This window comes from Sphingomonas donggukensis, from assembly GCF_023674425.1.
Lineage (GTDB): Bacteria > Pseudomonadota > Alphaproteobacteria > Sphingomonadales > Sphingomonadaceae > Sphingomonas > Sphingomonas donggukensis.
In genome coordinates, this window is record NZ_CP098401.1 from 59,608 (window position 1) to 77,253 (window position 17,646).

Consider the following 17,646-nt stretch of genomic DNA (forward strand, 5'->3'; position numbering starts at 1 on the left):
GCCGCCTCGTGGCTTGATCTATGTTGCATCGCGAAGGAACGTCATGGAGCAGTCGCAGACCGCCACGCCCGCTCGTTCGACCGGGATCGAGCATGTCGCATTGATCGGTAATTATCTGCCGCGCAAATGCGGGATTGCGACCTATACCACCGACACGCGCAACGCCTTGGTCGATCGGCTTTCCGGCATCCGGGTCGATGTTTATGCGATGGACGACCATCCCGGTCGCTACGATTATCCGGAAGCCGTCACCGCGGCGATCCCACAGAACGATCGCGGCGCCTATCTCGACGCCGCCCGCGCGATCGAGGCGAGTGGTGCGCAGGTGCTGTGGATCCAGCATGAATACGGCATTTTCGGCGGCGCGGCCGGCGATCATATTCTGGCGCTGATGGACCGGGTGTCGATGCCGATCGTCGTCACGCTGCACACCATTCTGGAAAAGCCGAGCGCCGATGAGCGCCGGGTGCTCGAGGCGATCCTGCGTCGGGCATCACGGGTGATCGTCATGGCCGAATTGGGCCGCGAGATCCTGACGCGCGTTTATGGTGCCAACCCGCGCACGATCGCCGTCATCCCGCACGGCGTGCCCGACCGCCCGCTGATCGACCCCGACACGTTGAAGGGCGCGTTCGGCTGGGTGGGGCGCAAAGTCGTGCTGACGTTCGGGCTGCTCGCTCCGAACAAGGGGATCGAAACGATGATCGCGGCGATGCCCGCGGTTGTCGCGAAGCATCCGACCGCGCTGTATGTCGTGCTCGGCGCAACCCATCCCAATCTCGTCGCGCATGAGGGCGAGGCGTATCGCGACCGGCTGAAGGCGCAGGCCGAGGAACTGGGCGTCGGCGACGCGGTGTGCTTCATCGACGCCTTCGTCGAACATGACGACCTGCTCGACTATCTCCAGGCGGCGGACATCTACGCGACGCCCTATTCGAACCCGTGGCAGATCACGAGCGGGACGCTCAGCTACGCGGTCGGCGTCGGCAAGCCGGTGGTATCCACGCCCTACGTCCATGCCACCGAAATACTGGCCGACGGGCACGGCGTGCTGGTCGACTTCGGCGATGCGGCGGCGTTCGCGCGCGAGATCGATGCGCTGCTGTCGAGCGATCGCAATCGCCAGCGCCTGGCGGCACGCGCCTATGCCCGTGGCCGCACGATGATCTGGTCGCGCTATGCCGAACGCACCGGTGAGGTTATGAGCGCGGCGCTCGCCGAGCGTCCGCGCCGCCTTCCGTCGCCCGCCACAGCGCTGTCGCCGCTGGTGCCAGACATCACCGCGGTCGAGCGGATGAGCGATTCGACCGGCATGCTCCAGCATTCGATCTTCTCGGTGCCCGATCGCCGCCACGGCTATTGCATCGACGACAACGCCCGCGCGCTGCTGCTGATGACGCAGGTCGATCCGCTCGACGCCGACCTGCGCGACAAATGGACGACGGTGTACGGCGCGTTCGTCCAGCACGCATGGAATCCGGACAAAAGGCGGTTCCGCAACTTCATGAACTTCGACCGGACATGGTGCGAGGACGTGGGGTCGGAGGATTCGAACGGACGCGCGCTCTGGGCGCTGGGCGTCACAGCCCGCGATGCCCGCATCCACAAGCACCGCGACTGGGCGGGGCGGCTGTTCGACGAAACCGCGAGCCTGTCGTTCGAACTCGGCAGCCCGCGTGCGCATGCCTTTGCAATGCTGGGCGCCGCCGCGATGCTGGAGGCGCATCCCCAGCACAGCCTGTCGCGCCAGATCCTGTCGCGGTTCGGCGACGAGCTCGTGACGCTACTGGCCGCCGCGCGCCGGCCCGAGTGGAGCTGGTTCGAGATCGTGCTGGCCTATGACAATGCGCGCCTGCCCGAGGCGCTGATCCGCGCCGGCATGGCGCTCGACCGCCCCGATTTTGTTCAGGTCGGCGTCGAGACACTCGAATGGATTTCGGCGCAGCAGTCTGCACCCGATGGGCGGTTTCGCGCGATCGGGTCGGACAGCTTCGGTCGGGAATATGCGGCGCCGTTGCCCTTCGACCAGCAGCCGCTGGAGGCGCAGGCGCAGATCGATGCATGTGCGGCGGCGTTCGACGCGACCGGCGACCGACGCTGGCTGACGGAGGCGGATCGTGCGTACCGCTGGTATCTGGGCGCCAACGACCTCGACCTGCCGCTGGCGACGATTGCTGATGGCGGCTGTTTCGACGGATTGCAGCCGACCGGGCTCAATCGCAATCAGGGCGCCGAGTCGATTCTGGCGCTTCAGCTGGCGTCCTGTGCGATTTCGGCCCTTTCAAAACGGGCGGAAACCGTGGCAGGGCGGGCGGACGTAGCCGCCTGATCCCTTCGGGCGCATGCCCGACAACCCACGTTCCGGGGGGAACGCATGCTCGATCTTCACGTCCACGCGCTGCGGCTGCATGCCGATCCGTCCCGCGTCGTGGTGCGCCCGTTCCACATCGCCTGGGCCGGCGCCAACGGTGGTGCCCCCAGCCGGACCGAGCGGCTGGTCCGCGAAGTGCTGGAGATGAATCCGGGAGAGGCGCACGTCCAGCTGGAGGCGGTGCTGAAGGATTTCGAGGCGCGCCACTGGCAGACGCGGCGCGTGTTCATGACCCGCTATGACGAGATCGAGGCGATGCTCGGCCTCGACGGGCGCGACATCGGGGATGAAAAGCGGCAGCTGATCGGCGCGTATTTCTGCCACGAATACAGCTATGCTGCCGCCGCGCTGATGAACCCCAGCGTCGTGCCGCATTTCGACCAGTCGGGCATGCCGCGGGGCTCGCAGCGCATCCTGATGTCGATGCGCGCGGTGGGGGAGGGGCACATTAGCTCGGTCGCCTTCCGCGAGGGTATCATCACCGATCGCAACGAATTGAAGCTGGCGCCCGAGCCGCCGTTCGCGACCGCGGCGGACGCGGTCGGCGACGAGACCGAGATGCCCGAGGGGCCGGTGACCGTCTATCGCCACCGCGATTCGACGCTGTCGGGCACGGTCATCTTCCCGATCACGGCGCAGCAGTCGAAGGGGCTGGAGGACCTGCGTCTGGTCCAGTTCACGCACGACGACGGCGAGAAGGAGTGGATCGGCACCTACACGGCCTATAACGGGTCGGCGATCCAGTCCGAACTGATGCGGACCAGGGACTTCCGCGCGTTCGACCTGGTGCCGATGTCGGGCAGCGCGAGCCGGAACAAGGGCATGGCGCTGTTTCCCCGCAAGATCGGCGGCAAGTACATGATGATCGGGCGGCAGGACGGCGAGAATATCTTCGTCATCGCCAGCGACCGGATCGATCACTGGGACGAGGGGCAGTTGCTGTTGCAGCCCGAATACCCGTGGGAACTGGTCCAGATGGGCAATTGCGGCCCGCCGATCGAGACCGACGCGGGCTGGATATTGCTGACCCACGGCGTGGGCGCGATGCGGAAATATTCGATCGGCGCCGCGCTGCTCGACAAGGACGATCCGACCAAGGTGATCGGACGGACCAAGGAGCCGATCCTGGCCGCCGCCGACCAGGATCGCGAGGGCTATGTGCCGAACGTCGTCTATACGTGCGGCGCGGTGAAGCATGGCGAGCGGTTGTTTATTCCCTACGGGATTGCGGACAGTTCGATTGGGTTTGCTTTTGTCGAGATCGAAAAACTGCTCAAATTGATGTGACGCTTACCGATACGTCGCCACATCCTCCGCCGGTGTCTCCGGACTCGATACCGCCGCTGCCTGCTGCCCTGAGCGCAACGTCGTACGGTAGAGCAGTGCGACACCACCCGCGAAGGCGACGATCGCCAGCGGGATCGTCAGCCCCTCGCCCAGTTCCGCGATCGCCAGCGGGGCGTCGCTGCCGGTGGCGGCGACGATGCCGGCGAAGGTGACGCCGAACAGGCTTTCCCCGACGATCAGCCCGGTCGCGGCCAGCACGCCCATGCGGCTGACGAATTCGGGATTGCGGCTCTTCGCGGCCTGTTTCTCGTACCAATGGCCGATCAGCGCACCGACCGGGATGAGCAGGGTGAGCGCCATCGGCAGGTAGATGCCCATGCCGACCGCGAGCGGGGGCAGGCGGTGGCGGGTCGATTTGCCGAGCAGTTCGTCGATGACGACCACCGCGACACCGATGCCAGCGCCGATCCCGATCAGCCCCCAGTCGATGTCGCCGCCAAGCACGCCCTTTGCCAGCGCCGAAATCAGCGACGCCTGTGGGGCGGCGAGCGCGTTCGGCCCGGCGTTCGGCGCGCCCTGGAAACCGAAGGCGACGTTCAGCAGGTCGAGGACGGGCGGGATGATGAGGCTGCCGAAGATGACGCCCAGGATCAGCGCGAACTGCTGCTTCCACGGCGTCGCCCCGACCAGCTGGCCGGTCTTCAGATCCTGGAGGTTGTCGTTGGAAATGGTCGCGATCGAGAAGACGATGGCGGTGGTGAACAGCGCATAGGCGACGAGCGCATCGACCCGCGCCGGATCGCCGCCGTGGCCGAAGACCATCGCCAGCAGCAGAGATGCGCCGATGACGGCGAGGATGCCGACCCCCGAGACGGGCGAATTGGACGCACCGATCAGCCCGGCCATGTAGCCGCAGACCGCGGCTATGACGACGCCGATGACGAGGACATAGGCGAGCGTTCCGCCGATCACGAGCCACGGATGCTCGGCGACGGGCCCGCCGCCGGCGAAGTCCCAGAGCAGCCAGGCGATCGGGATCAGCGAGAAGAGGACGGTGCCGCCGACGATGCCGATCGGCAGGTCGCGTTCGGTGAGTTCGAGCACCGCGCCGCCCTGACGCGCGCGCGCCGCGACCATCGCCGAGCGGATGCCGCCGATGATCGGCCCGAGGATTTTCAGGAGCGTCCAGATCGCCGCGACGCCGATCGTGCCGGCGCCGATGAAGCGCACTTCGGAACGGAAGACGGTGCCGACCACGGTATCGACCGGGTCGAGCGTCGGCTGATAGCTGGTGAGGATCGGCATCAGCACCCCCCACGCGATCACCATGCCGATCGCCATCGCGACGCCGACGGTCAGGCCGACAAGGTGACCGACGCCGATCAGCGCCATCGAGAAACTGGTCGAGACGCCCGAAGCGGCGCCGGTACCGATCTTGAAGTTCTTCGCCGCCTCCGCCGCGACGAGGCGGAGCTGGGTGAGCAGCGCGAAGCCCGCCGAGACGAGGCTGCCGATCAGGATCACGCGCAGGCCGCGCATGTTTTCTTCACCGCCCTCTCGCGATTCCGCGCCCACCTTCAGCACTTCGGCGGCGGCGACGCCTTCGGGATAGGGGAGGTCCGACCCGGTCACGAGCGCGCGGCGCAAGGGCACCGAGAACATGACGCCCAGGATGCCGCCGACCGCGCAGACCGCCGCGGTGATCCAATAAGGGAAACCGGTCCACCAGCCGACCAGCACCAGCCCCGGCAACACGAAGATGATCGCCGCCAGCGTGCCCGCGGCGCTCGCGATCGTCTGGACGATGTTGTTTTCCAGGATCGTGCCGGTCTTGAACAGCCGCAGGATCGCCATCGAGATGACCGCGGCGGGGATCGAGGTGGCGAAGGTCAGCCCGACCTTCAGCCCCAGATACACGTTCGCGGCGGTGAACAGCACGGTGATGATCGCGCCGAGGACGATGCCGCGCAGCGTCAGTTCGCGCAGGTGGGGGGCGGGGGCGGTGCTCATGCCCGGACCGCCTGCACACTCGCGAATGTTGACAAAGTTGACGCCCGATTGGGGGTCTCAAGGCGCGGGGAGGGTGCGGGGCGTGCGAACGCGAGCGAGGAAGCCGTCATGGGCGCGAGCCTAACCGATGCTTCGCGTGTAGGACAGGGGTGGAAGAATCAGGGGCGTACCGGACTGGCGCGGTCGGCGACCATGCGCTCCCCATCGATCACGATCGGGCTGGCGACGCCGGGCAGGCCGTCGAGCATCACCGCCATGCCGCGGGCCATGACCTGGGGATCGGCGAACACCTCGTCCACACTGTTGATCGGGCCGGCGGGGACGCCCACCACCTCCAGTGCGGCGGCAAGCTTCGCCTTGGGCCAGTCGAGGATCGCGCGGGCGAGTGGCGGGATCAGCGCGTCGCGATTGGCGACACGGCCCGGATTGGTGGCGAACCGTGGGTCGGTGGCGAGCGGCAAAGCGAGCACGTCGCACAGCTTGGCGAACTGGCCGTCGTTGCCGACAGCGACGATCAACTCCCCGTCCGCACAGGCGAACGCCTGATAGGGCGCGAGGTTGGCGTGGCCGTTGCCCATGCGGTGCGGCACCACGCCGCTCGCCATCCAGTTGAGCGCCTGATTGGCGATCACCGCGACCTGGGTGTCGAGCAACGCCATGTCGATATGCGCGCCGGCGCCGGTCGCGTCGCGGCGGCGCAGCGCGGCCAGGATCGCGACCGCGGCATAGACGCCGGTGAAGACGTCGGCGTAGGCGATGCCGGATTTCTGGGGGTGCCCGTCCGGCTCCCCGGTCAGAGACATCGCGCCGCCCATGCCCTGAATGATGAAGTCGTAACCGGCGCGGTGGGCATAGGGGCCGGTCTGGCCGAAGCCGGTGATCGAGCAGGTGACGAGCCGCGGGTTGATCGCGGCGAGGCGCGCGTGGTCGAGGCCGTAGCGGGCGAGGCCGCCGACCTTGTAATTCTCGATCACGACGTCGGCGTCGGCGACCAGTGCGCGAACGGCGGCCTGGCCCTCTGGCGTGGCAATGTCGATAGCGACGCTGGTCTTGCCGCGGTTGGTCGAGTGGAAATAGGCGGCGTCGCGGTTCGTGCCGCCCGCGTCGTGGAGGAACGGCGGGCCCCAGCTGCGCGTGTCGTCGCCGGCGCCGGGGCGTTCGACCTTCGTCACCTCTGCGCCGAGATCGGCGAGCAACTGGCCGCACCACGGGCCGGCGAGGATGCGGGCAAGCTCGACGACGCGGATGCCGGCGAGCGGCTTCACGCCGGTTGCTTTCCGGGGCGGCGGATCTCGTAGATGACGTGAGGCTTCTGCTCGCCGGCCATCAGCCGCAGTTCGGTGCCGGGGCGCAGGCGTCCGCCGATCTTCTCCATCGCGCGGCGCGAGCGGTGGTTGCTCTCGCCGACCGTGAAGACGACGGTTTCGACATGAGCGTGGATGTGGGCGAGCATCAGCGCCTTGATCTCGGCATTGTAGGCGCCGCCCCAATGGCTGCGGGCGAGGTAGGTCCAGCCGATCTCGATCTCGTCGGCGTCAGGCTTCCAGTGATCGTAGCGGCTGGACCCGATCACCGCGCCGGTCGCGCGGTCGAGGATCGTGAGCGCGCCGCCGCTCGCGAGGCCGGCGTCGAAATAGGCGCGGAAGACGTCCTCGCGCCAGCGGTCATGGGCGGGGTGGACCTCCCAGATCAGCGGGTCGCTGGCGACGGCGTAGAGCGCGGGCCAGTCGTCGGGGGTGGTGGGACGAAGGACGACAGTGGGGCCGGTGAGGGTCGGTTGGCGGTCGTGTGGGGTCATTCCTTAAATCCGTTCGTTTCGAGCGAAGTCGAGAAACATGTGTCGGGAAAAGGCTTCTCGACTGCGCTCGAAGCGAACGGAGGGTGGGGATAAGCCGCTCAGAACGCCGCGATGCCCGTGATCGCGCGGCCTAGGATCAGGCCGTGGACGTCGTGCGTGCCTTCGTAGGTGTTGACCGTTTCCAGGTTGATCGCGTGGCGCAGGACGTGGAAGTCGGCGGAGATGCCGTTGCCGCCGTGCATGTCGCGCGCGACGCGGGCGATATCGAGGGCCTTGCCGCAATTGTTGCGCTTGATGATGCTGATCGCCTCGGGCGCCAGCGTGCCTTCGTCGAACATGCGCCCGCAGCGGAGCGCCGCCTGGAGGCCCAATGCGATTTCGGTTTCCATGTTGGCGAGCTTCAGCTGGACGAGCTGCTTGGACGCGAGCGGCACGCCGAATTGCTGGCGGTCGAGCGTGTATTGGCGAGCGGCGTTCATGCACGCCTCCGCCGCACCCATCGTGCCCCAGGCGATGCCGTAGCGCGCGCGGTTCAGGCAGCCGAACGGGCCTTTGAGCCCTTGCGTCTCGGGCAGCAGTGCGTCCTCGCCGACCTCGACCCCGTCCATCACGATTTCGCCGGTGATCGAGGCGCGCAGCGAGAGCTTGCCCTCGATCTTCGGCGCCGAAAGCCCGGCCATGCCCTTTTCGAGCACGAAGCCCTTGATCCCGCCGCCGTGGGCGTCCGATTTCGCCCACACGACGAAGACGTCGGCGATCGGCGAATTGGTGATCCACATCTTGGAGCCGGTAATGCGATAGCCGTCGGCGGTCTTTTCGGCGCGGGTGCGCATGCCGCCGGGGTCGGAGCCGGCATCGGGTTCGGTCAGGCCGAAGCAGCCGACGAGTTCGCCCGAGGCGAGGCCGGGGAGGTATTTGCGCTTCTGCTCCTCCGAGCCGTAAGCGTGGATCGGGTACATCACGAGGCTGGACTGCACGCTCATCGCGCTGCGGTAGCCGGAGTCGACAGCCTCCACTTCGCGCGCCACCAGCCCGTAAGCGACGTAGCCGAGGCCGGCGCCGCCGTATTCCTCGGGGATGGTCGCGCCGAGCAGGCCAAGCGCGCCCATCTCGCTCATGATCTCGCGGTCGAAATGCTCGTCGAGATAGGCGCGGGTGACGCGCGGGAGCAGCTCGCCCTGCGCGTAATCGCGGGCGGCGTCGCGGACCATCCGCTCCTCGTCGGTCAGCTGCGCGTCGAGCGCGAACGGATCCTGCCAGTCGAACCGGCCCATCTGTGCCATTGTCAGTCCTTCAATTGCCGGGCAGCTGGCCGGCGGGGTTCTGCGCGGGCGCGGGGCCTGCGTCCATGATCGGGCCGACGGTCGGCGGGGCTGCCATGATCGGTCCCGCGGTCGGCGCGACGGGGGTGGTGCGTCCGCTGATCGCGGCAAGTTCTATGGTATTGAGCGCGCGGCGGGCGGCGTTGTAGCGTTTCGCCGCCTCGATCCAGCTGGTCGCCGACGTCGCGCCGGGCATCCGCGCGACCTCGGCCAGCGCAGCCTCGACATTGCCGGCGTCGATCAGGCGGCGGGCGCGTTCCAGCCGATCGGCGGGGCGGGGCGACGGCGTCGATTCGCGGCGCAGCACGACGAGGTTCGACAGCTCACGCCCGACCGAGCGGAAGAATCCGTCGCGCAGGCTGCTGCCGCTGAGCGTCGGCGCGATGGTGTCGAGCGCGAGGCGCAGATCCTCGCGCGTTACCGGGGCATGGGCGGCGGCGATGACGGTGGCGACGGCCTGCGGCTCGTCGGCGTCGAAGCGGCTGCGCAACTGACCCTCGACATAGCCGAGCGCGAGGCCGCGATCGAGCGCGCGGCGGGCGGCGAAGGCGATCATCAGCCCCTCCGCGCGGGTCGCATAGCCGGCGGCGGTGCGCGATGCGGCGTCGGTCGCGGCCATCCGCCCCTCGACCCCGCGGAGCTGTGCGTCGAGCGCGGCGGCGCGGATGGCGAGCGCGTCCAATGTCTGCGGCGCGGCGGCGGTGATCGTCGGCTGCGCGACCACCGCGGCGGGCGCGGGCGTCGGCTGGGCGGCGGGCGTCGCCTGGCGGTCGCGCCATTTCTGCACGACGGGCAGCAGCGCGGCGACGGTCGCGATGCCGAGCAGGAAGGCGACGACGATCGCCACCCACGAAATGCGCGTCGGCGCCTGAGCGGCGGGGGCGCTGGCCGGGAAATCGGACGCGGGGGGCGGGGTGTCGCCTGTCATCCCCGCGTTATCCGCGCGCGCGCCCGGCGCGTCAATCATGGAGCACGGCGGCAAGCGCGACGAGTGCAGCGTCGCTCGGGCGCGCGGCGACGGCGACGTGGCGCCACCCGGTGCCGGCGGCGGCGGCGGCGGCGGGGCTGATCGCGGCGAGGGTGATGGTCGCGCGCGCGGTGACGAGCGCGGCTAGGCGGGCGGCGGCGCGGGGGGAGTGGACGAGGGCGATCGCGCCGGCGAGCGGGGCGAGATCGGGCGTCAGCGGATCGCTGGCGTAGACGACGACCGTTTCGACGCCCGGCAGCGCGTGGTGCTCGCGCCCGGCGAGGTGGAGCAGGCGACCGTGACGCGGCACGTCGGCGACGCCGCCGGTGCCGACCGATTCGACGCGGAAGCCGGCGGCGCGGGCGGCGGTCGCGGTGGCTTCGCCGACGGCGCGCACCGGCAGTGAGTGGAGCGCGGCGAGGCCGGCGCCGCCGTGGCGGATGGCGTTGGCGCTGGTGACGAGCAAAGCGTCGAACTGCGCGGGGTCAGGCGGTGTCCAGTCGCACGCGCGGACTTCGAATAGCGGGAGGCGGACGGGCGTGAGGCCGGCGGCGATCAGCCGCGCGGCGGTGGCGGCGTTGCCGGGTTCGGGCCGGAGGACGCCGACGCGCGTCACCCGGCGAACAGCTGGCGGATCGCGGGCGGCGCCAGTTCGAGCAGCTTGGCGGCGAGTGCCTGCGATACGCCCACGTCTTCGGGGGCGCCGGCCTGTTGCGCGGACACGCTTTCGCTGCCGTCCTCTGCGTACAGCGTCGCGTCGATGGTCAGCACGCCGCCTTCGATCCGGGCGAGGGCGGCGACCGGCGAGTGGCAGTCGGCGACCAGCGCGGCGAGCAGCGCGCGTTCGGCGCGGACGCAGGCATGCGTCTGCGGATCGTCGATCGCCGCGAGAAGTCGCGTCGCATCCTCATCGGCGGCGCGACATTCGATGCCGACTGCGCCCTGCGCCGGGGCGGGGAGCATGACGGTCGTCGGGATCGCGACGCCGACATCGTCACGGCCGAGCCGCTCGAGCCCCGCGGCGGCAAGCAGCGTGGCCTCCGCTTCCCCGGCCGCCAGCCGCGCGAGCCGTGTGTCGACATTGCCGCGGAACAGGACGGGCGACAGGTCGGGGCGGAGCGAGCGGACCTGCGCGGCGCGACGTGGGGAGCTGGTGCCGATGCGGGCACCGGGCGGCAGCGCCTCGATCGACACCGCCCCGACCAGCCGGTCGCGGACGTCGGCGCGGGGCAGCATCGCCACAATGGCGATTTCGGCGGGGCGGACCGTCTCGACATCCTTCATCGAATGGACCGCGCAGTCGATCTCGCCGGCCAGCAGCGCGCGGTCGAGCTCCTTGGTCCACAGCGCCTTGCCGCCGATCTCGGCGAGCGGGCGATCCTGAACGCGGTCCCCGGTGGTGCGGATGACGACGATCTCGACCGACAGGCCGGGGTGCGCCGCGACGAGCGCGTCGCGCACAAGGCCGGCCTGGGTGAGCGCCAGCGGCGAGCCGCGCGTGCCGAGACGGAGGGTCTGCATCGCGCGCCCCTAGGCCGAAGTACCGCCCTTCGACAAGCGGCAGGCGAGTGGCTAGGGATGCCGCCATGCTGATCCTGGGCCTTGAATCGAGTTGCGACGAGACGGCGGCGGCGCTGGTGACCGGCGACCGGCGGGTGCTGGCGCACCGGCTGCTGGGGCAGGAAGCCGCGCATCGCCCATATGGCGGGGTAGTGCCCGAAATCGCGGCGCGCGCGCATGTCGAGGCGCTGGGGCCGCTGGTGACCGCAGCGCTGGACGAGGCGGGTGTGACGCTTAGCGAGGTCGATGCGGTCGCGGCGACGGCGGGGCCGGGGCTGATCGGCGGGGTGATGGTCGGGCTGGTGATGGGCAAGGCGCTGGCGCATGCGGCGGGAAAGCCGCTGGTCGCGGTCAACCATCTGGAGGGACATGCGCTGTCGCCGCGGCTGGCCGATCCGACGCTGGAATTTCCGTACCTGCTGCTGCTCGTCTCGGGCGGGCATTGCCAGCTGCTGCTGGTCGAGGGCGTCGGGCGGTATCGGCGGCTCGCCACCACGATCGACGATGCCGCGGGCGAGGCGTTCGACAAGACCGCGAAGCTGCTGGGGCTGGGCTTTCCCGGCGGGCCGGCGGTCGAGCGCGCGGCACTGGAGGGCGACCCGTACAGCGTGCCGTTGCCGCGGCCCTTGCTGCGATCGGGCGAGCCGCATTTCTCGTTCGCCGGGCTGAAGGCGGCGGTGGCGCGCGCGGTGGGCAGCGCAACCCCTGAGGATCTTGCCGCGTCGTTCCAGCAGGCGGTGGTCGATTGCCTGGTCGATCGTACGCGGCTGGCGCTCAGCCGTGCACCGCAGGCGACCGCGCTGGTCGTGGCGGGCGGGGTCGCCGCGAATGCAGCGGTGCGCGGCGCGCTGGAGGCACTGGCGTCGCAGCACGACCTGCGCTTCGTCGCGCCGCCGCTGTGGCTGTGTACCGACAATGCCGCGATGATCGCCTGGGCGGGGGCTGAGCGGTTCGCCGCCGGGCTGACCGATCCGCTCGACACGATGGCGCGGCCGCGCTGGCCGCTCGATCCTGAGGCGGAAGCGGTGCGCGGGGCAGGAGTGAAGGCATGAGGATTGGCGTGATCGGGGGCGGCGCCTGGGGCACCGCGCTGGCGCAGGTGGCGGCGCGCGGTGGGCAGCCGGTGACGCTGTGGGCGCGCGAGAGCGAGGTGGTCGCGTCGATCAACGACGCACATGAGAACGCGGTGTTCCTGAAAGGCGTGGCGCTGTCCGACAGCATCCGCGCGACCGGTCGGCTGGACGATCTGGCCGGACACGACGCGCTGCTGGTGGTGGCGCCGGCGCAGCATGTCCGCAGCGTGCTGATGGCGACGCCGGTCGGCGCGACGCCACTGGTCCTGTGCGCCAAGGGGATCGAGGCGGGGACGCGGATGCTGGTCGGCGAAGTCGCGCGCGCCGCCGCGCCGGGCGCGCCGATCGCGGTGCTGTCCGGCCCGACCTTCGCGCATGAAGTGGCCGCGGGGCAGCCGACCGCGGTGACGCTGGCGTGCGAGGATGCCGACCTGCGCACGCGGCTGGCCGATCGGCTCGCGAGCCCGGCGTTCCGCCCCTATGCCAGCGGCGACGTGGTCGGCGCCGAGATCGGCGGGGCGGTGAAGAACGTGCTGGCGATCGCGTGCGGCGTGGTCGAGGGCGCGGGGCTGGGGCTGAACGCGCGCGCCGCGCTGATCGCGCGCGGCTTTGCCGAGATGACGCGGTTCGGGCTGGCGAAGGGCGCGCGGAGCGAAACGCTCGCCGGACTGTCGGGGCTGGGCGACCTGGTGCTGACGTGTTCGTCGACCAACTCGCGCAATTTCTCTCTGGGCGTCGGGCTGGGTCAGGGACGCGCGGCGGCGGAGCTGCTCGCCGACCGGCGGACGGTGGCGGAGGGCGCGCATACCGCGCCGGTGCTGCGCGAGGCAGCGGCGGAGGCGGGCGTCGACATGCCGGTCGTCGCTGCGGTCTGCGACCTGCTGGAGGGGGCCGACGTGCGCGCGATCGTCGAGCGGCTGCTGGCGAGGCCGCTCCGGGCCGAAGTATGAAGCGTTGGGCGGCGCTGCTGAAGGGCGTCAACGTCGGCGGCAACCGCAAGCTGCCGATGGCCGACCTGCGCGGGTTCGTCGCAGCGCTGGGGTATGGCGAGGTGCGGACGTTGCTGGCGTCGGGCAATGTCGTATTCGATACGCCGGAGACGGACGGCGCCGCGCTGGAGGCGCGGCTGGAGCGCGAGGCGGCGAAGCGGTTGGGGCTGACGACCGATTTCCTGGTGCGCAGTGCCGATGACTTGCGCGCGGTGATCGCCGCCAATCCGTTTGCCGAACAGGCGAGGGTGCGACCGAGCCACTTGCTGGTGCATTTCCACCGCGATCCGGTGCCGCAGGATCTGGTCGCGGCCATGACCGCCGCGCATGACGGGCCGGAGACGCTGTTCGCCCACGGGCGCGAACTGTACGTCGATTATGCCGAGGGGATCGGGACTTCGACGCTGCCACAGGCGATGGCGCGGGCGAAGTTTCCGAAGCTCAACACCGCGCGGAACTGGAATACGGTCGGGAAGCTGCTCGCGATAGTGAAGGGGTAGGGGCACCTCCCGCCACAGCCCGTTCGCCTCGAGTAGCCGTCGAGCCGGCGTATCGGGAGGTGGATGCCTCAAGAGGAGACTTCTCGATACGGGCTCTCGACAAGCTCGATCCCTATTCGAAGCGAACGGTTTTTTTGGGGGGGCGTACGTTGCGACATTCGGATCAGGTGCTTCGACTTCGCTCAGCACGAACGGGACTTTTCACGCCCGGCCCGCTCCAGAAATCCGTTCGCCTCGAGTAGGGATCGAGCGAAGTCGAGAGCCCGCATCGAGAGGGCTATCTTGTGGCATCGACCTCTCGATACGTCGTCTCGACAAGCTCGACGACTCCGCGAGGCGAACGGGTGGGGGCGGAGGAGCGGGGCGCTTACTGTCCCTCACCGCCCGATCGCGCGCCGGCTCAAGCCCGCGCAGTCGGCGTCCGTGGCGGTCGGGCCCTGTTTGCCGGTGATCGCGCGACCGATGCCCTTCAGGATGTTGCCGACCGACTTCACCTCCTTCGGCACCACCACCTGCGGGTCGCGGATCGTGCCGGTAGCGGTGACCGATCCGGGGATGCGGAGCACCGAATCGCGCTTGGGCGCGCCGGTCAGCGTTGCTGCGATCGCTTCGGACGGGAAGCTGACGCCGCCTGTCCCGCGGGTCTGGCTGGCGCTGGTGTCGACGATCAGCGGCGCGAAGGTGCCACGGCCGTTCGCCACCGCGAGGCGCACGACGGCGCAGCGCAGAACCGCGCGCTTGTCGTCGTCGGTGGTGAGCGCGCGGCCGGCGTCGAAGCCGAGCATCGCCGCCATCTTCGCCGGCAGCGCGCCGTCGCGCGCGACGATGCCTATGCTGCCGTCCGACGCGCCGACCGCTTCGCGCAGCGTGCTGCCGATGCCGGCGAGGCGCACGCGGGCGTCCAGCCGCCCGCTGACGTCCCCGCTGCCGGCGAGTGCTGAGATGCTGCTGCCCGTCATGTCGAGCGCCAGCGTCACCGTCGGCACGCGCCGCTCGCCGCGCTGGTCCACCACCACCCGCCCGGTGATCGCGCCGCGCGTCAGTCCGACGGCCAGCGGCGCCACCGTCAGCAACTGGTGATCGAGCGTCATCACGCCGCGGATGCCGGTCAGCGAGGTGGGCCCCCGCGCGCTGGCGATGCGGTCGATGCGAAAGGCGATGCGCCCGTCGGTCCTGTCGATCTTGCGGATGTTGATGCGCGTCGGCGGCACGATCTTCGGCCCCTCCGCGCGCAGCCGGGCGGCGGCGGCCGCCTGCCCGCGATCGTCGGCGAGGTCGGCGAAGTCGAGCCGGGCGAAGCGCACGTCGCCGTCGAGTTTCGTACGTCCATCCTCCTTCGTCACGTCGAGCCGGCCCGACAGCGGCGAGCTGCCGATCGTGCCCTTCAGCTCGGTGATGACCCATTTGGGATCGTCGTGGCGCACCTTTGCCGACAGGGTGACGGGCTGCGTCCCGAACAGCCCCGCCTCGATGATCGCGTCGATCAGCTTCAGGTCGTCGGCTTTGGCGGTGACGGTAAGCGCCATGTGGTCGGCGTTCAGCGGGCTGTCCATCGTGCCCTGCGCGTGGAGGGTCAGCGCCGCGCCGTCGATCGCGACCCGGAACGGCCACGGCTTGTAGGCGTCGCCGATGCCGGGGCCGGAGGCGGCGACCTTCACGGGCGCGCCGCGGACGAGGCCGGTGCCGGCGACGCGGATGCCCTGTGCCTGGTCGGCGGCGACGGTGACGGTGAAGCTGCGCCCGCGTTTCGCGTCACGGTAGCGGACGACGGCGTTCTCGACGCGCAGGCCGTCCAGCTGAGGCGCGTCGCCGCCGGCGGTGTTGGCGCTGTCGGCCTTGTCCCAGTTGCGCCGCCCGTTCGCGTCGCGGACGAGGTCGAGGCGGACATCGCGGGCAAGGATGGTCGAGGGACTGAAGCTCCCGCGCAACAGCGACAGCGCGCGCAGCGTGGTCCGAATCTCGCCGATGTTGGCGAGATCGCCGGTGCCCGCCCAGGCGGCCTGCGGCACGCGGACGTTGCGGACGATGATGGTCGGGTGGAAGGAAAACGCCTCCTGTCGCTCGATCGACCGGATCGTCACGGGCCGCCCGAACCGCGCCGACAGCCGGTCCTCGGCCACCCCCTTCAGCGATCCCACCGGGAAGGCCGCGACGAACAGCAGCGCGGCTGCGACGAGCAGAGCCAGAACGATCAGGGTAATGCGGAACCACCGCGCGCGAAGAAATGCCATCGCGGCGGGACGTTTCGGAAGCGTTTTGGTTCCTAGAAGTCGATGGCGATGCCCTTGCTCTCCCAATCGCCGTAGCGGACCGGATCGAGCCCCATCGGGTCGTGGTCGGGGCGGACCAGGGGTTCGGGCTGCGGCACCGGCGGACTCGGCGGCATGTCTGCGGGCGGTTTCACATGGGCGGGGCGCTGACCCATCACCATCTCCTGATTGCTACGCGGCACGATAGCGGCCACATCGGCGCGATGGCAGCCCCCGACAAGACCCGACGCGACGAAACCACCCAAGATGCGCCCGGAGTCCCCGCGCGGCGGGCGGCGCTGAAGCTGCTCGATGCGGTGCAGCGGCGCGGCCAGCCGCTGGAGACGGCGCTGCACAACGCGACGCAGGGGCTGAACCATCCGCCCGACCGCGCGCTTGCGCATGCGCTTGCGGCGGAGGTGCTGCGGCGGCTGCCCGATCTCGATGCGCTGATCGATTCGGCGACGCGGCTGGTGCTGGCGGAGGATGCGAAGGCGCGGGCGGTGCTGCGCATCGCGCTGGCGCAGGCGCTGGTGCTCGGCACGCCCCCGCATGCGGCGATCGCGACCGTGCTGCCGCTGGTCGACGGAGGGCCGCGCAAGCTGGTCCACGGCGTGTTCGGCACGCTGATGCGTCAGGGCGCGACGCTGCCCGAGCTGCCGACGTTGCCCGCGCCGATCGTCGAGCGGTGGACCACGCAATGGGGCGCGGGCGTGGCCGAGGCGGCGCGCCGGTCGATCGCCGCGCCGCCGCCGCTCGACCTGTCGCTGAAGGCCGACGATGTTGCGCATCCCGACGGCACCGCGCTGTTGCCGCGCCACATCCGCCTGCCCGCGGGTGCGCCGGTGGTGGCGGCGGAGGGCTTTGCCGAGGGTGGCTGGTGGGTGCAGGATCTGGCGGCATCGATCCCCGCGCGGCTGATCGGGGCGGGCACCGGCCGCGTGCTCGACCTGTGCGCGGCGCCTGGGGGCAAGACGCTCCAGCTGGCGGCGGCGGGGTGGCAGGTGACCGCGCTCGATATCGCGCAAAGCCGGATGGGGCGGCTGAACGAGAATTTGGCGCGCACCGGGCTGGAGGCCGAAGTGGTGACCGCCGACGCGCTGAAGTGGGAGGCGGAGGCGCCGTATGACGCGGTGCTGCTGGATGCGCCGTGCAGCGCGACCGGGATTTTCCGCCGCCATCCCGACGTGCTCCATCGTTCGGGCCCGCGCTTGATCGCCGAAATGGCGGAGTTGCAGGCGCGTATCCTGGCGCGCGCCGCCGATTGGGTGCGGCCGGGCGGGCTGCTGGTCTATGCCACCTGTTCGCTTGAACCTGCGGAAGGCGAGGCGCAGGTCGAGGCGTTCCTAACCGCGCGCGGTGACTTTGCGATCGACCCGGCGCTGCCCGACGAATTGCCGGACGGCCTGCCCGCCGCCTCGCGCGGCTGGGTGCGGGTGCTGCCGGGGATGCTGGCGGACGTGGGCGGACTCGACGGGTTCTTCATCTGCCGGATGATGCGGACGGGGTGAGCCTGCGCG

Annotated in this window: 15 protein-coding genes; 6 read left to right on the plus strand and 9 right to left on the minus strand. The window is 70.1% G+C overall.

Annotated features, from left to right (window positions below; all coding sequences use genetic code 11):
* The first annotated feature begins 43 nt into the window (after positions 1-43).
* Both M9980_RS00285 and M9980_RS00290 read left to right on the plus strand, forming a co-directional pair.
* A complete protein-coding gene (locus tag M9980_RS00285; protein ID WP_250752205.1) occupies positions 44-2,329 on the plus strand; it encodes a glycosyltransferase family 4 protein in 2,286 nt (761 codons plus the stop codon).
* A gap of 45 nt (positions 2,330-2,374) precedes the next feature.
* Positions 2,375-3,658 (plus strand): glycoside hydrolase family 130 protein, encoded by a 1,284-nt coding sequence (locus M9980_RS00290; RefSeq protein WP_250752208.1) that lies wholly within the window; start codon positions 2,375-2,377, stop codon positions 3,656-3,658.
* A 3-nt stretch (positions 3,659-3,661) separates the two neighbouring features.
* Here the strand turns inward: M9980_RS00290 and M9980_RS00295 are convergent, their stop codons facing one another.
* From M9980_RS00295 to hemC, 7 genes are all read right to left on the minus strand, one after another.
* Positions 3,662-5,668, minus strand: coding sequence for an OPT family oligopeptide transporter (locus M9980_RS00295; RefSeq protein ID WP_250752211.1), 2,007 nt, complete (start codon positions 5,666-5,668; stop codon positions 3,662-3,664).
* 158 nt (positions 5,669-5,826) lie between these two features.
* On the minus strand, positions 5,827-6,933 hold the full coding sequence (locus tag M9980_RS00300; protein WP_250752213.1) for a CaiB/BaiF CoA transferase family protein: 1,107 nt from the start codon (positions 6,931-6,933) through the stop codon (positions 5,827-5,829).
* Positions 6,930-7,466, minus strand: a complete 537-nt coding sequence (locus M9980_RS00305; RefSeq protein WP_250752216.1) for a GNAT family N-acetyltransferase — start codon at positions 7,464-7,466, stop codon at positions 6,930-6,932. The genes M9980_RS00300 and M9980_RS00305 overlap by 4 nt, the downstream gene beginning before the upstream one ends.
* Before the next feature lie 98 nt (positions 7,467-7,564).
* Positions 7,565-8,749 (minus strand): acyl-CoA dehydrogenase, encoded by a 1,185-nt coding sequence (locus M9980_RS00310; RefSeq protein ID WP_250752217.1) that lies wholly within the window; start codon positions 8,747-8,749, stop codon positions 7,565-7,567.
* Positions 8,750-8,759: 10 nt separating this feature from the next.
* Positions 8,760-9,716, minus strand: a complete 957-nt coding sequence (locus tag M9980_RS00315; RefSeq protein WP_250752219.1) for a hypothetical protein — start codon at positions 9,714-9,716, stop codon at positions 8,760-8,762.
* A gap of 31 nt (positions 9,717-9,747) precedes the next feature.
* Positions 9,748-10,371: a uroporphyrinogen-III synthase gene (locus M9980_RS00320; protein ID WP_250752221.1), complete on the minus strand. Its 624-nt coding sequence runs from the start codon at positions 10,369-10,371 to the stop codon at positions 9,748-9,750.
* Complete coding sequence (gene hemC, locus M9980_RS00325) at positions 10,368-11,276, minus strand: hydroxymethylbilane synthase (protein ID WP_250752223.1); 909 nt, start codon at positions 11,274-11,276, stop codon at positions 10,368-10,370. The genes M9980_RS00320 and hemC overlap by 4 nt, the downstream gene beginning before the upstream one ends.
* Before the next feature lie 65 nt (positions 11,277-11,341).
* Between hemC and tsaD the strand changes: the two genes are divergently transcribed.
* Genes tsaD through M9980_RS00340 form a run of 3 tightly spaced genes read left to right on the plus strand, consistent with a single transcriptional unit; the run spans position 11,342 to position 13,877 of the window.
* Positions 11,342-12,367, plus strand: coding sequence for a tRNA (adenosine(37)-N6)-threonylcarbamoyltransferase complex transferase subunit TsaD (gene tsaD, locus M9980_RS00330; protein ID WP_250752225.1), 1,026 nt, complete (start codon positions 11,342-11,344; stop codon positions 12,365-12,367).
* Positions 12,364-13,338 carry an NAD(P)H-dependent glycerol-3-phosphate dehydrogenase gene (locus tag M9980_RS00335; protein ID WP_250752227.1) on the plus strand — a complete coding sequence of 325 codons (975 nt, stop codon included), beginning with the start codon at positions 12,364-12,366 and terminating at the stop codon, positions 13,336-13,338. The genes tsaD and M9980_RS00335 overlap by 4 nt, the downstream gene beginning before the upstream one ends.
* Positions 13,335-13,877, plus strand: coding sequence for a DUF1697 domain-containing protein (locus tag M9980_RS00340; RefSeq protein WP_250752230.1), 543 nt, complete (start codon positions 13,335-13,337; stop codon positions 13,875-13,877). Before M9980_RS00335 ends, M9980_RS00340 begins: the two co-directional genes overlap by 4 nt.
* Positions 13,878-14,254: 377 nt before the next feature.
* On the opposite strand, the gene M9980_RS00345 is transcribed toward M9980_RS00340, so the two are convergent.
* Together M9980_RS00345 and M9980_RS00350 are read right to left on the minus strand one after the other, a co-directional pair.
* Positions 14,255-16,108, minus strand: a complete 1,854-nt coding sequence (locus tag M9980_RS00345) for an AsmA family protein (RefSeq protein ID WP_250752233.1) — start codon at positions 16,106-16,108, stop codon at positions 14,255-14,257.
* Between the two features lie 32 nt (positions 16,109-16,140).
* Positions 16,141-16,302 carry a DUF1674 domain-containing protein gene (locus M9980_RS00350; RefSeq protein ID WP_250755003.1) on the minus strand — a complete coding sequence of 54 codons (162 nt, stop codon included), beginning with the start codon at positions 16,300-16,302 and terminating at the stop codon, positions 16,141-16,143.
* Between the two features lie 48 nt (positions 16,303-16,350).
* Between M9980_RS00350 and M9980_RS00355 the strand changes: the two genes are divergently transcribed.
* On the plus strand, positions 16,351-17,637 hold the full coding sequence (locus tag M9980_RS00355; protein ID WP_250752236.1) for an RsmB/NOP family class I SAM-dependent RNA methyltransferase: 1,287 nt from the start codon (positions 16,351-16,353) through the stop codon (positions 17,635-17,637).
* Positions 17,638-17,646: the final 9 nt, after the last annotated feature.